Here is a 13,906-nt window from a genome sequence, read left to right as displayed (position 1 = left end):
CCCGCTCAGGCGACCGGTTCGACGGGGGTGCGCCGGGAGCGCACCACGACCACCAGGCCGGCCACGACGAGCCCCAGCCCGAGGTACACCCCGGCCGGAGGCGCCTGCCCGAGGAAGGCTGCGGCGAGGAGCGCCGCCGCGGGGACCTCCAGCAGCAGGAGCAGGGAGATGACGGTCGGGCTCATGACGACGAGCAGGTGGTTCAGCACCGAGTGCCCCAGCAGCTGCGCGCACACGGTGACGGAGGCGAGGAGCACCCACACACGGGCGTCGTAGCCGACGAAGGAGGCGCCGGTGGCGACGCAGCCGACGGCCAGGACGAGCGCGCACACCCCGTAGCAGAGCGTCGTGTAGTGGGTCGTGGTCAGGCGCCGCCGGGCGCCCTCCCCCGCCACCAGGTAGAGCGCGGCACCGAGTCCGCCCACGATCGCGAGCAGGTCGCCCAGCAGGGCTCGCGACGACACGGTGAAGTCGACGCCCGAGACGACGAGCACACCGACCGAGGCCACCGTGCAGCCGACGACGACCCGCCGCCCGGGCCGCACCCCCCGCAGCCGGTCGATGGCCACCACCCACACCAGCTGGGTGCACGTCAGCGCCGTCGCGGCCGCCACCGTCGTGAGCTTGAGCGCACCCACCCAGGCGGCGAAGTGCACCGCGAGCATCAGGCCGGCGAAGACCGTCCCGCGCAGGTCACGCCACCGCAGGCCCGCCAGGTCGGCGCGCCGACGCACCGCGAACGGCGCGAGCACGGCCGTCGCCGCGGCGTTGCGCCAGAACGCGATGACCAGGGCGGGTGCAGCCGTCGCTGCCATCAGCGGCCCGGAGGCGCTGACGCCCAGCAGGGCGACGACCGCGAGGAACCAGGTCACGGGCGGACCCGTGACCGGTCACTCGCCAGGAGGGACCTCGGCGTCGCCCGCGCCGCTGCGGCGACGCAGTGCGGCGAGCAGGGCGAGGGCGACCACGACGAGAGCCGCGACGCCGGCGGCGATGATCCACCACGCGGGTCCGCCGTCGGACGACTCGTCGGCCGCCTTGTCGTTGGCGGTCTCCTTCGGGTCCTCGAGGTAGGTCGGCTCGCCCGACTCCTCACCCACGACGCTCGTCGTGAGGGTCACGCCGATCTCGCCGATCTCCTCGGTCGACGCGGCGGACATCGGCAGCACGGTGATCGAGCAGTAGAAGTCGCCGTCGACCTGCGTCGCCTTGGGAGCCTCGCTCGTCGACTCGCGGTTGCGGTACACGACGGGCGGCGACGCCGCGTGCAGGGCCACGGCCTCGTCGCCGCGCCACTGCTTGCGACCGGTCTGCGACGAGAAGTCGTCCGCGACGGTCTTGAGGGGTCCGTACACCCGCACCTGGGTGTTCACGCCGACACCACGTCCGAAGGCGTCGGCCGCCTGGGTGGAGGTGCCGAGCGTCGCGTCGCACACCGCCGACTGACCCCAGCCCACGTCGGGGACGCGGTAGAACAGCGTCTCCCCGGCCAGGACCGAGTCCTCGTAGGTCCCGGGCGCGGTCGGGGGCGCCGACGAGAAGTTCGGCCCGCCGATCACGGACACCGGGCTGCCGCTCGGGGCGTCACCCTCGATGGCGTCGGAGAATCCGCTCGTCTTGCCGAACGCGGCCGGCAGCGCGTCGGGGTCCTCGACACCGGGCTCGGTGCGCAGCAGGATCTCCAGCCCCTGGACCTCGTCGTTGTTCGAGCCCACCTGGGCGACGTACGGGCCCTCGCTGCAGTCCTCCCGGTCGGCGGCGGACAGCGAGTAGGCGGCCACGATGGGTGCGCCACCGTTGCCCGCTCCCTGCGAGGCCTCGCGCACCCCTCGCCCGCACGCCTGGCCGTCGGCGCCCACGATCTTGAGGTCGACCTGGGAGACACCGGAGAAGCCCTTGGTCGGCAGGGTGGCCGCACTCACGTGGATCGTCCCCTTGCCCGGGTCAGGAAGGGCGTAGTTCTCGACGCCGGAGTCGCCGATCGTGTCGAGCCACTGGCCGTCCTCGATGTCGGCGGCGTCCTCGGGGGACGTGCCGCCCTCGACCGGGAGGCCGGCCGCCTCGTAGCCGCGAGCCGCGCGGATGGACGTGCGGGTCAGCGTCTCCTGGAGCTCGGACAGGTCCTTCACGTCGTAGTAGGTGCCACCACCGGCAGACGCGACGCAGGTGAGCTGCTCGCGCGACTTGGCGTCGACCTGCAGGCCCACGACGTCGACGTAGAAGTCGGCGCCCTTCTTCTTGAGGTCGGCCGCCACCTTGCACGGATCACCCTGGCAGTTCTCCTCGCCGTCCGAGACGAGGACGATGCTGCGCGGGCCCTCCTTCGGCAGGTCGGCGTAGGCCTTCTCGAGCGAGTACGCGATCGGGGTGTTGCCGAGCGGCTTGAGCTTCTCGACGCCTGCGCGCAGGGCGTCCTTGTCGACCGGCTCCACGGGGACCAGCAGCTCGCTGTCCTCGCAGGAGCCGGGTCCGTCGCTGATCTCCGAGCCGTAGACGCGAAGGCCGACGTTCGCGTCGTCGGGAAGGTCGTCGATCACGCCGTTGAGGCCCTTCTTGGCCTCCTCCATGCGGGTGCTTCCGCTGCCGCCGGCCTCCTTCATGGATCCCGAGCCGTCGAGGACGAGGATCAGCGAGCCTCCGCCCTGGCCGAGCACCGACTCGTCGTCGGCCGCCGAGGCCGTGGGTGCGACCCCCAGAAGGAAGGTGGCACCGAGCGTGACGCTCGCACCGATGGACAGTGTCGTGGAGATCCCCCGCAGCATGGCCAGGAGTCTAGAGCAAGGTCCAGGACCGGCCGCACTGTGAGACAGGTGACGATTTCTTGGAAAAGCGTGACACTTGACCCGCTGCACCGTTGGATTTCGCAACGGGGACGTATCCGGATACCGTACGTTCGTCCTTCAGGCCACGTGGCCCGAGGGACGACAAGACCATGGTGGGGGAGCCAATGAGAAGTCGCGTCGTGCTGGTGACCCGGCTGGGTTCGTCCCTGGGTCTGTCGGGTGAGCACGACGGCCTGACCGTCGCCGACATCCGTCACCCCGATGCCGTCGAGACGACCATCGCCGGAGTCCACCGAGGTGGCGAGCTGCCGATCGTCACCTGCGCCGTCGCCGACTACGAGGAGGTGCGGACCCTCGTCTCCTACGCCTCGGTGCGGTACCCGGGGCTGCGGACCTGCATCGAGCCGCTCCCCGGCGGCCCGCTCGCGGTGGGTGTGCTCTCCTCGCTGGTCGACGACATCGACGACGCCGAGGACGGGCTGGCCTGGCAGCTGAACGCCATCGACCTGCTGCGCGCCCAGGCGTGGTCGGCCACCTGGCTGCCGTCGGTGGCCAAGAGCCGCAACCCCAACCCCTCGCTGTGGCACCACGCGATGTCGTGGCTCCCCGGCTCGGGCTTCCTGACCGTGCACCACCCGACGCCCAGGATCGTGCGGGCCCCCAAGGCACCGATCTCCGGGCTGGACCCCCTCCCCGAGACCGCTCTTCTGCACTCCAGAGCCACCCAGGACACCTGGGTCGTGGACGCGGTCCGTCAGGCTCTGCAGCCCCAGAGCACGAGCGAGATGAGCTCGGTCCGCGACCAGGTCGACGCCCACGGCACCGAGCGCGCCGTCGAGCTCGTCGCGATCCCGCTCGCCTACCACTCCGACTCCCGCCCCGTCGACGTCGTCGACTGCCTCGGGTGCGGTCTGCGCCACGCGCGACCGACCTGTCCCGTGTGCGGGATGAGCACCGACGCCCCCGAGCTGAACGACCCGGCTCCCACTCCCCTGCCCGAGTTCGACCCGGAGACCCCCGTCCCGGCCCCGAGCGGATCGTCCGCCCCCGAAGGAGACCGTGAGTGAACCCCCGTCAACGCCGTGGCGTGCTGATCATGCTCGCCGCCGCACTGGCCGCCGTCGCGCTGTTCTTCGTGGCGATCCAGTACATCGGCTCCGTGAACTCGCAGGTCGCGCCGAAGATCACCGTCTACCGGGCGGCGGACGACCTGTCCGCCTACGCCGTGATCGAGGAGGACGACCTCGAGTCCGTCGAGGTGCCGGAGAAGTGGGTCTCCGAGCAGGCCACCCGCAACCCCGAGGACGTCGTCGGTCGCCGGGTCGCGTTCAACCTCGCCCAGGGCACCTACATCGGTGACGACATGATCCTGCCGACGTCGGCGCTCAACGAGAACGAGCGAGAGATCGCCCTCACCGTCGACGCGAAGACCGGCGTCGCCGGTCGCGTCCGGGCCGGCGACTTCGTCGACGTCTACGCCGTGTTCGGCGAGGACGCCGGCACCGGCACCTCGCGCGTGCTCGTGCGCAACGTGCGGGTCGTGTCCGTGCGGGGTGCGGAGACGCGGACCCAGACCACCGACCGTGACGAGCTCACCGAGCAGCAGGTCATCCCGGTCACGCTGGCCCTGGAGCCGACGGCCGCCCTCTCCGTGACGTACGCGGACTCCTTCGCGCAGGTCGTGAGACTGGTGGGTCTGCCACCGGGCACGAACACCAGCAACCGCTCCGACGAGCGCGAGAAGGTCGACGCCGACGATCTCGACATCCCCAAGGGAGAGAACTGATGGCTCGCACCGTCCTCATCGCGGCACCCGACCAGACGGCCGGGTACGAGCTGCGCGCCCAGGTCGAGGAGCTCGACGGGTTCACGATCGTCGACGTGGCCGAGTCGACCGTCCGGCTCCAGGAGCTGGTCACCCAGCGGGACCCCGAGATCGTCCTCATCCACGAGCAGGTCGGTCCCGTCCCGGTCCTCCAGGTGTTCCGCGAGATCGCGGCGCGTCGCCCCGGCACCGCGCTCCTGCTGCTGAGCGAGGAGTTCACGCCCGAGGTGTTCTCGGCCGCGATGGACGCCGGAGCACGCGGCGTGCTGCGCTACCCGGTCTCCCACGAGGAGCTCGAGAGCCGGCTGACGTCGGCGGGCGAGTGGGTGCAGCAGATGCGCCGGCACCTCGTGAGCGACTCCAACGACTCCGACCTCGGCTCCCGCGGCCGGCTCGTGACCGTCCACGGCTCCAAGGGCGGCGTCGGCACCACCACGCTCGCCGTGCACCTCGCCCACGACTCCGTCACCCGGGTCCCCGGCCGCAGCGTCTGCCTGGTCGACCTCAACCTCGACACCGGCGACGTGGGTGACTTCCTCGGCATCGAGCACCGGCTCGACGTCTCCGACCTCGCGAAGGTCGCCGACGACCTCTCGGCGCAGACCATCGGCTCGGCGGTCCACCGCAAGCCGTCGGGTCTGGCCACGGTGCTCGGCCCGGCCCAGATCGAGGACATCGGACTCGTCGGCGACCGCGAGACGGTGCTGATCCTGGCCGCCCTGCGTCGCCAGTTCGACCTCGTCGTCGTCGACTGCGGTGCCGCCGTCAACCCGGCCAGCGCCGCCGCCGTCGAGCTCGCCGACACGGCCCTGCTGGTCACCACCCCGGACCTGCTGGCCCTGCGCGGCGTCCACCGCACGGTCGAGAAGTGGAGCCGGGTCGGCGCCCGCGACGTCGACCGGGTCAAGATCGTCCTCAACCGGACGAGCAAGGACAGCGACATCCAGCCCGAGGCGGCGTCCCGTCTGCTTCCCGCACCCCCGCTGTCCACCACGCTGCCCGAGGCGTTCACCGTCCTCCAGCGCGGCCTCAACCACCAGGACCCGGCGGAGATCCAGTCCAAGGTGTGGTGGAAGCGCATCGAGGACCTCGCCGACGACATCGGCACGGTGCCCTCCTCGACCACCTCCGCCGCCACGACCCAGCGCCGGACGCTGTTCAAGCGCAAGGGCGAGGACGCCGCGCCGGCGCCCACCGCCGAGGCGGGTCAGGCCACCGTCGAGTTCGCCGGCGTGATCTTCATCGTGCTCTTCCTCATGCTGCTCATCTGGCAGATCGGGCTCTGGGGCATCTCCGCGGCGTACACCAGCCACGCCTCGGACGAGGCCGCGCGCGAGGCCGGCATCGGCGCGAGCCTCAGCCAGATCGAGGACAAGGCCCTCGACAACGTCCCGGGTTGGTTCCGCGACAACATGACGGTGCGTCTCCTCGACAGCAGCAGCGCGGTGCAGGTCCGATCGAAGATGCCGCTCCTGCTGCCCGGCGTCACCGTGAACAAGCTGGTCTTCACGTCGGAGACACCCGTGGTCAGGGAGGACAACTGATGTTCGGCCATCGCAACCGCCCCCAGCGACGCTCGGAGCGCGGCACCTCGACCCTCGAGGTCGTGGGCGTCGTGCCCCTCGTCGTCATCGTCATCATGCTGCTGGCCCAGGTGGCGCTCTCGCTCTACGCCATCACCACGGCCCAGACGGCCGTCCGCCAGGCGGCGCGCGCCGAGTCCCAGGGATCCGGCACCGCGACCACGGTCCTCAACGAGTCCCTGCCCGGCTGGCTCGAGGTCGGCCCCGGTGACGTGCAGACCTTCGGCCCCGGCCACGGCGTCCGAGCCCGCTTCGACGTGCCCGACCTCGTGCCCTTCTTCGACCTCTCCTTCACCCGAGAGAGCGTCATGCCGTGAAGCGTCAGACCTTCGGCACCAGCTCCGTGGCGTCGTCCGGCGCGGACGTCGACCGCACCATCACGGCGATGACGGACGAGGCCGACGACGTGCTCGTGGCCGACTTCCGCGAGAAGCTGCTCGACGAGATCGACCTCAACGAGCTCTCCAAGCTCGACCTGCCCCAGCGACGCGCCCGCCTCGAGCGGGTCATGACGCACCTCGTCGCCTCCCGCGGCCCCCTCCTCTCGAGCCGCGAGCGGACCTCGCTCATCCGACGCGTCGTCGCCGAGGCCCTCGGGCTCGGTGTGCTGGAGCCCCTCCTGGCCGACGACGCCGTCACCGAGATCATGGTCAACGGCCCCGACCAGATCTTCATCGAGCGCCTGGGTCGGATCGAGCTCGCGAAGGAACGCTTCGTCAGCAACGAGCAGCTGCTCCAGACGATCGACCGCATCGTGTCCACGGTCAACCGTCGCGTCGACGAGTCGAGCCCGATGGTCGACGCGCGTCTGCGCACCGGCGAGCGCGTCAACGTGATCCTGCCCCCGCTGGCCCTCGACGGTCCCGTGGTCACGATCCGCAAGTTCCCGCGGCCGTTCTCGATGGACCAGCTCGTCTCCATCGGCACGCTCGACGAGCGCACCGCCGACCTCCTGGCCGCGTGCGTGCGGGCCAAGCTCAACGTGCTCGTCTCGGGCGGCACCGGCTCGGGCAAGACGACGCTGCTGAACTCGCTGTCGTCGTTCATCCCCGAGCGGGAGCGCATCGTCACGATCGAGGACGCCGCCGAGCTCTCCCTCCAGCAGACCCACGTCATCCGCCTGGAGTCGCGCCCCGCCAACGTCGAGGGCAAGGGCTCGGTCACGATCCGCGACCTGGTGCGCAACGCCCTGCGCATGCGGCCCGACCGCATCATCGTCGGCGAGGTCCGTGGCGGCGAGACCATGGACATGCTCTCGGCCATGAACACCGGCCACGAGGGCTCGCTCACCACGATCCACTCCAACAGCCCGGACGAGGCCCTGAGCCGCGCCGAGACGCTCGCCAGCATGAGCGACCTGGACCTGCCGTTCCAGGCCGTCCAGGAGCAGGTCAACAACGCGCTCGACCTCATCATCCAGCTCGACCGCGCCGCCGACGGCACCCGTCGCATCACCCGCGTCGCCCTGCTCTCCTCGAAGGGTCGCGAGCCGTACAAGCTCCACACCCTGAGCGAGTACGTGCCCGAGCCGATCGAGGCCGGCAAGGTCTCCCGCGGCGAGCACGTGTTCCGTCCCCTCCCGCTGGCGTTCGTGCGTCGGCTCCAGCTCGCCGGCGAAGCAGTGCCCGACGGCGCGACGTCACCCGCCCTGGACTGACCATGGCGCTGACGATCCTGCTCGCCTTCGCGACCACCTGCCTCGTCATCGGGGCCCTCTACCAGTTCTGGCTGGACGTCCGGGCCCAGGCGAGCCTGGCCCTCGCCGTCAACCCCCGGGTCGTGGAGGACATGACCCTGGCGCGGCGATCGAGGGTCGACAAGCTCATCCTGCGCACGCGGATCGGGCCCTGGACGCAGGAGGCCATCAACCTGCTGGGCTGGAACGTCAAGCCTCGGCACCTGCTGCTCATCATCGCCGCACTCTGCGCCACGATCGTCGTGGCCCTCGGCGTCACGCTGTCCTGGCTGCTCGCCCCCGTCGGGGTGGTCGTCGGGGCGCTCCTGGTGCGCGGACGCGTGCGCAAGCTGCGCGAGAAGCACACCGAGGACTTCATCGCCCAGATGCCCGAGCTGGCCCGCACCCTCTCCAACGCCGCCTCGGCCGGGCTCTCCATCCGGACCGCCGTGGCCCTCGCCGCCGACGAGCTCGCCGAGCCGGCGCACTCCGAGCTCAAGACGGTCTCCGACGAGATCCAGCTCGGCGTCCCGCTCGACACCGCCCTGTCGAACCTGGAGGGCCGCCTGCCCTCCCGTGAGCTGGGGATCCTCGTGAGCTCGCTCGTCGTCGGCGCCCGCTCCGGTGGTGGTCTGGTGACCGCCCTGCGCGACATCGCCGAGACGCTGGACACCCGCAAGGAGGTCCGGCGCGAGATCAAGACGCTCTACACCCAGACGATCGCCACGGCCTACGCCGTCCTCGGCGTGAGCGGGCTCGCCGTCTTCCTGCTCGAGGGCATCAACCCCGGCACCGTCGACGAGATGATCACCAACCCGCTCGGGCAGGGCGCGATCATCTTCGCCGTGGCCGTGTACTCCGGCTGCATCTGGGCGGTCCGCAAGATGACGAGGGTGGATCTCTGATGTCGCCGCTGCTGTTCGGACTGCTGATCACCGGCTGCTTCGTCGTCTTCGCGCTCGGGTGGCGCATGGCGCGCGCCGACGCCCTCGAGGCGTGGGACGTCGCGGACATCGCCCTGCTGCGCGACGCCAACCGTCGCAAGCGCCAGGTGAGCCCCCTCGACCGGTTCGCCCGACGGCTCGCGCCCCAGCTGGCCCTGCTGCTCGGACCTCGCACCGTGGCCTCCATCCGCCGTCGCATCGACCTGGCGGGGCGACCGGACGGCATGACCGTCGACACGTTCCTCCAGCTGCTCACCAAGTACGCGATGTTCCTCGGCGCGGTCTCGCTCGTCTTCGTGATGCTGGGCAGCTTCGTCCAGGCGATCATCGCGCTCTTCGCGATCCCGCTGCTCCCCTTCGGACGGCTGTCGCGCCACCAGCGGCAACGACGAGAGGCGATCGACGACGGTCTCCCCGACTTCCTCGACGTCCTCGCGGTCACCGTCGGCGCCGGCATCGCCTTCCGCTCGGCGCTCGATCGGGTCAGTGCCCGGTTCACCGGTCCCCTGCGCGACGAGATGGCCTTCACGCTCCACCAGCTCGACGTCGGCGTGCCGCGCCGGCAGGCGTTCTCCAACCTGCGCGACCGCTGCGACTCCGAGTCGATGTCGTCGTTCGTGTCGGCGTTCCTGCAGGCCGAGGAGCTCGGTGCGCCCCTGGCCGAGTCGCTCAACGGCATCGCGCGCGACAGCCGCCGCGACGCCGCCCAGCGGTCCCGCCAGAAGGCCGCCAAGACGGTTCCGCGGGTGACGCTGCTCGTCTCCATGGCGATGGTGCCGCCGACGATCGTCATCATCGCGGTCGGCATGTACCTGGGTGCCGACGTCGACCTCGGCGGTGTGCTCGGTGGGTGACGGCCCCCGACGCCCTCGTGCGTCGGTGCCCGAGGCGCACCTCGTCGCCAAGGTCGTGCAGTTCGCCTTCCTCCTCCGCCTGACGTCGCTGCTCATCGTGGTGATCACCCCGGGTGACGCGGTGACGAGCACCGTCGGCCTGACGGCCATCGGCTTCATCACCCTCAGCAGCACCGCGGGCCTGTACGCGACCGACCTGCTCACGCGCAAGGTCATGGCCCACCCGATCCTGCTGGTGCTCGACGTCCTCGTGGCCACCGCGCTCGCCCTGCTGCTGGGCGCGCAGAGTCCTCTGCTGGTCTACACGTTCTCCACGTCGGTGCTCATCGGCATCCTGCTCCCCCGGCGCATGGCCACGCTCGTGCTCGCCATCCAGGTGAGCTCCATCGTGCTGATCGCGATCGAGCAGGACACCCAGACCGAGTTCATCGGCATCCTGATCGTCCCGATCTGCTCGGCCACCCTGGGCGCGATGGGCATCCTGACCCGCTTCCTGCTGCAGTCGGCCGAGCGCGAGCAGGTGAACGCTCGCCGCCTGTCGGCCGACGCCGCGATCGAGCGGGAGCGCGCCCGCCTGGCCCGCGACATGCACGACTCGGTGGCCAAGGCCCTGCACGGGATCGCCCTCGCCGCCGCCGCCCTGCCGGCGTGGGCCGCCAAGGGTCCGGACCAGCTCACGGAGAAGGCCACCCAGCTGCAGCAGGCCGCGGAGTCGGCCGCCCAGGACGCGCGCTCGATCCTCGTGGACCTGCGCACCGAGACCGACGACCGCACCCTCGCCCAGCAGCTGCGGACCATGGCCGACAGCCTCACCCAGGGCGGCGTGCAGACCATCCTCACCGTGGGTGGCGTCGCCGACTGCGACCACAGCGTCAAGCGCGAGCTCGTGGCGATCGCCGGCGAGTCGGTCGAGAACATCCACCGTCACTCGGGAGCCGAGAACGCCGCGATCACCTGCTCGGGCGACCCGGACTCCATCGTCATCTCCATCCGCGACGACGGCCGCGGCTTCGACCCCGGCCTCACGCCGACCGGCCACTACGGCCTCGTCGGCATGCGGGAGCGCGCCGAGCACGTCGGCGGCACCCTCGAGCTCGTCACGGCACCAGGGCGAGGCACCACGGTCACCGTGCGCACGCCCCGTGCCGCGAAGGGATCGGGATGAACGACCGTCAGCGAGCGAACACCGAGCACGCAGGGGCGCTTCTGCCCTACCGTGCTCCTACAAGGGGGGTGGCTCCATGAGCACCGACATCAAGGTCCTCATCGTCGACGACAACGCGGTCGTCCGCATGGGATTGCGCAACGTCCTGGACGCGCAGGACGGCATCGCTGTCGTGGGTGAGGCGGCTGACGGCAACGAGGGCGTCACGCTCAACGAACGACTCGACCCCGACGTCGTGCTGTGCGACGTCCGGATGCCCGGCCTCGACGGCGTGGGCGCCACCGCCGCGATGTCGTCGACGAGCCACGTCGTGATGCTCACGTACGCCGACGACCTCGACGTCATCCGCAGTGCGATGGCCGCCGGGGCCCGCGGCTACCTCGTCCACGGCGCCCACCAGCCCGACGAGATCGTGGCCGCCGTGGTCAGCGCCTCCCGTGGCTCGTCCGTCCTCGGGCCCGCCGCCACCGAGGCGCTGCTGAGCGCCGCCGGCCAGGCGCCGCCCCCGCGCGACACGAGCCAGTGGCACCTGACCGGCCGCGAGACCGAGATCATGGAGCACGTGGCACGCGGCCTGTCGAACCGCGAGATCGCGCGGGCCTGCTTCCTCGCCGAGAAGACGGTGAAGAACCACCTCAACAACATCTTCCCCAAGCTCGGGGTGACGACCCGGGCCGAGGCGATCAGCCTCTGGCTCGGCGCCTCGGACGGACCGGGCGGCGCGGTGTGAGCCCGGAGCCGAAGGGACCGGCACCGGTGGGTCCAGGATGGGTCCGGGGACCCATGTCCGACGCCGTTGCCGCACCTATGCTGGACGAGTCGCTGCGCCCCCGCGCCGACAGCTCCCCCCTCCGTCCTGACGACCCTGCAGGAGTCACCGTGCTCGACCACGCCCGCCGACGTCCGGCCCGTGCTCGCGACGAGCGTGGTGCGGCCGCGCTGTCCCTGCTCGTGGTGGCGATGCTGCTCGGTCTGGCGATCTTCACCGCGATGGCGCTTCCCCTCACCAACGCCTCCGACGCGAAGGCCAAGAGCCGCAGCGCCGCCGATGCCGCTGCCCTGGCCGGGGTCGAGGCCTTCAAGGAGGACCTCGTCGAGGCGCTCAGGAACCTGCAGGCCTTCCCGGCCGGTGGTCTCCTCGCGGTCGTGCAGAGCGTCGACCTCGGAGGTGGCCAGAGCGCCGCCATCGAGTACGCCCAGCGCAACGACGGCACCCTGGTCACCTACATCCCGCGGCCGGCGGTCTCGGGCCTGCTCTCCTTCGAGACCTTCGCCAAGGTCCGAGGACGCTCCATCGACGGTGAGCAGAACTACAGCGAGGCCCGCGCCAAGCTCGACCTTCCGGGCTGCGACCTCACCGAGTCCGTGCCCGAGATCGAGCTCTCGTCCTACGAGGTGGCCCCCTCGGTCGCCCGCGCCGACGACGGCGACGACGAGGAAGAGGAAGAAGAGGAGGAGGAGCCGAAGCCGAGCTTCTCCCTCGAGTGCGACGGCGTCACGATCTTCAAGGACGTCACCGACCTCGGCGACCTCGGCTCCGGTGGCCTCAACCCGCTGATCGACCTCATCGACCGGTCGAACGCCCGACTCATCGAGTGATCCCGATGGCCTTGCTCGCGACGCACCGACGGTCCGAACGAGGGCAGGGCTCCCTGGAGACGGTCGGCGTCGTCGTCCTGGCCTCCATCCTCGTCGCCGCCACGACCGGTGTCGTCGTCCAGTCCAGCCCCGCGCTCCGGTCCGAGGTCGGCTACCGCGTCTGCCAGATCACCTCCCTGGGCGGCGGCTGCGAGGACCCGGGCGACAAGGTCCCCGGCGACGACGGCGCCGACCCCGACTCCCCCTGGGGCAACGAGAACGCCCGCCCGGACGGCAAGCCGGTCGTGGACGAGTCGCGGTTGCCCGACGAGCCGTGCGTCGTCTCCTCCACGAGTGGGTCGATCTCGGCGACCGGGTCCTTCGTCGTCTCGGCCACCGGTGAGCAGGGCATGACCATCGAGACCCTCTCCGACGGCACGTACCGGGTGTCGGTGCACGACGCCGGCGCCCTGGGCTACGGCGTCGGCATCGGCGTCGACGGGAACGTCGTGATCGACGGGGTGCAGCAGGGCTCGACCGCCTTTGCCGGCGCAGACATCGCGCTCGCCGGCCTCGCCAGCCAGACCTACTACGCCGGCAGCGAGCAGGAGCTGCAGGACCTCCTCGTGCGCGTCGCGGGCGAGCAGGCTCTCGACCAGGTCGCTCCCCGCGTCCCCGGGCCGGCCGACATCCCCTTCGTCCAGGACATCCCGGTGATCGGCGATGTCGAGGGACCGCCCAACCCCGTGCGCTGGGCGGTCGACCAGTTGGCTGGTGCACCGCCCGAGCCGGACGAGCAGTACGTGCAGATGGGCCTCGAGGGTGAAGCGGGTCTGGCACTCGCCGGCATCGTGTACAGCGCGGGGGCGGAGCTCGACATGGGCCTCTACGCGGGCGCCCGCACGACGCCGGAGGGGTACGTGCTGACCTCCATCGCGCAGGCCGACGGTTCGGCGTGGGCCTCGGCCTTCGGCGGCGAGGCCCAGGGCATGGCCGGCGGCACCCTCGTGCGGGAGATCCACCTCGGCCCCGACGGCACGCCCCTCGGCATCACCATGACCCTCACCGCCGGCGCCAACGCGCAGTCCGGTGACGTCGGACCCGCGACCGACACGCAGGACAGCTACGTGGCCACGGCCTACGTCCCCTTCACCGGCGACGTCGCGACCGACGCGGGGATCTACCTCTCGGCAGCCGACATGTACCAGGCCGGGCAGTTCGTCCAGACGGCGATGGACACCGGCACCGTGAGCCTCGATCAGTACGAGGTGGATCCCAACACCTACGGCGCCGGCCTCGACGTCGACATCCCCGCCCTGGGCGAAGGATTCGGGGCGGGTATCGAGGGCGACCTCACGAACTCGACGATGGTGTCCTCCAGCTACTGGGACGGCAGCGGGTTCGTCGACCGCGGTTGCTGACGCACCTGTCACCACCTGGCTGACGGGTCGGGCGGATCTGGGTCCGGTCCGGGTCTTCGGGCCCATGAACCGGGGCCA

At 71.1% G+C, this 13,906-nt stretch carries 13 protein-coding genes; 11 read left to right on the top strand and 2 right to left on the bottom strand.

Annotated elements, in window-relative coordinates; genetic code table 11:
- Positions 1–5: 5 nt before the first annotated feature.
- Positions 6–872, bottom strand: a complete 867-nt coding sequence (locus RQG84_RS08765) for a DMT family transporter (RefSeq protein WP_311209728.1) — start codon at positions 870–872, stop codon at positions 6–8.
- A gap of 18 nt (positions 873–890) precedes the next feature.
- Positions 891–2,762 carry a VWA domain-containing protein gene (locus tag RQG84_RS08760; protein ID WP_311209727.1) on the bottom strand — a complete coding sequence of 624 codons (1,872 nt, stop codon included), beginning with the start codon at positions 2,760–2,762 and terminating at the stop codon, positions 891–893.
- A 185-nt stretch (positions 2,763–2,947) separates the two neighbouring features.
- On the opposite strand from RQG84_RS08760, the gene RQG84_RS08755 reads away from it, so the two are divergent.
- The 11 genes from RQG84_RS08755 (at position 2,948) to RQG84_RS08705 (ending at position 13,828) form a co-directional block, all read left to right on the top strand.
- Positions 2,948–3,850, top strand: a complete 903-nt coding sequence (locus tag RQG84_RS08755) for a hypothetical protein (RefSeq protein ID WP_311209726.1) — start codon at positions 2,948–2,950, stop codon at positions 3,848–3,850.
- Complete coding sequence (cpaB, locus tag RQG84_RS08750) at positions 3,847–4,569, top strand: Flp pilus assembly protein CpaB (protein WP_055966565.1); 723 nt, start codon at positions 3,847–3,849, stop codon at positions 4,567–4,569. Before RQG84_RS08755 ends, cpaB begins: the two co-directional genes overlap by 4 nt.
- On the top strand, positions 4,569–6,152 hold the full coding sequence (locus RQG84_RS08745) for an AAA family ATPase (protein ID WP_056553695.1): 1,584 nt from the start codon (positions 4,569–4,571) through the stop codon (positions 6,150–6,152). The genes cpaB and RQG84_RS08745 overlap by 1 nt, the downstream gene beginning before the upstream one ends.
- The gene (locus tag RQG84_RS08740) at positions 6,152–6,508 is read left to right on the top strand and encodes a TadE/TadG family type IV pilus assembly protein (protein ID WP_056553692.1); all 357 of its coding nucleotides are present in this window, start codon (positions 6,152–6,154) and stop codon (positions 6,506–6,508) included. The genes RQG84_RS08745 and RQG84_RS08740 overlap by 1 nt, the downstream gene beginning before the upstream one ends.
- The gene (locus tag RQG84_RS08735; RefSeq protein WP_235492920.1) at positions 6,505–7,848 is read left to right on the top strand and encodes a CpaF family protein; all 1,344 of its coding nucleotides are present in this window, start codon (positions 6,505–6,507) and stop codon (positions 7,846–7,848) included. The genes RQG84_RS08740 and RQG84_RS08735 overlap by 4 nt, the downstream gene beginning before the upstream one ends.
- Before the next feature lie 2 nt (positions 7,849–7,850).
- Positions 7,851–8,771 carry a type II secretion system F family protein gene (locus RQG84_RS08730; protein ID WP_055966555.1) on the top strand — a complete coding sequence of 307 codons (921 nt, stop codon included), beginning with the start codon at positions 7,851–7,853 and terminating at the stop codon, positions 8,769–8,771.
- Positions 8,771–9,664 carry a DUF5936 domain-containing protein gene (locus RQG84_RS08725; RefSeq protein ID WP_055966552.1) on the top strand — a complete coding sequence of 298 codons (894 nt, stop codon included), beginning with the start codon at positions 8,771–8,773 and terminating at the stop codon, positions 9,662–9,664. Before RQG84_RS08730 ends, RQG84_RS08725 begins: the two co-directional genes overlap by 1 nt.
- Positions 9,665–9,689: 25 nt before the next feature.
- Complete coding sequence (locus RQG84_RS08720; protein ID WP_311209725.1) at positions 9,690–10,829, top strand: histidine kinase; 1,140 nt, start codon at positions 9,690–9,692, stop codon at positions 10,827–10,829.
- Positions 10,830–10,905: 76 nt separating this feature from the next.
- Complete coding sequence (locus RQG84_RS08715; RefSeq protein ID WP_311209724.1) at positions 10,906–11,559, top strand: response regulator transcription factor; 654 nt, start codon at positions 10,906–10,908, stop codon at positions 11,557–11,559.
- Between the two features lie 53 nt (positions 11,560–11,612).
- The gene (locus tag RQG84_RS08710; RefSeq protein WP_311209723.1) at positions 11,613–12,428 is read left to right on the top strand and encodes a hypothetical protein; all 816 of its coding nucleotides are present in this window, start codon (positions 11,613–11,615) and stop codon (positions 12,426–12,428) included.
- Between the two features lie 5 nt (positions 12,429–12,433).
- Positions 12,434–13,828 (top strand): hypothetical protein, encoded by a 1,395-nt coding sequence (locus RQG84_RS08705; RefSeq protein ID WP_311209722.1) that lies wholly within the window; start codon positions 12,434–12,436, stop codon positions 13,826–13,828.
- Positions 13,829–13,906 lie beyond the last annotated feature (78 nt).

Source organism: Aeromicrobium sp. WCS2018Hpa-31, assembly GCF_031843905.1.
Classification (GTDB): Bacteria; Actinomycetota; Actinomycetes; order Propionibacteriales; family Nocardioidaceae; genus Aeromicrobium.
This window is presented reverse-complemented; position numbering and strand designations above follow the sequence as displayed.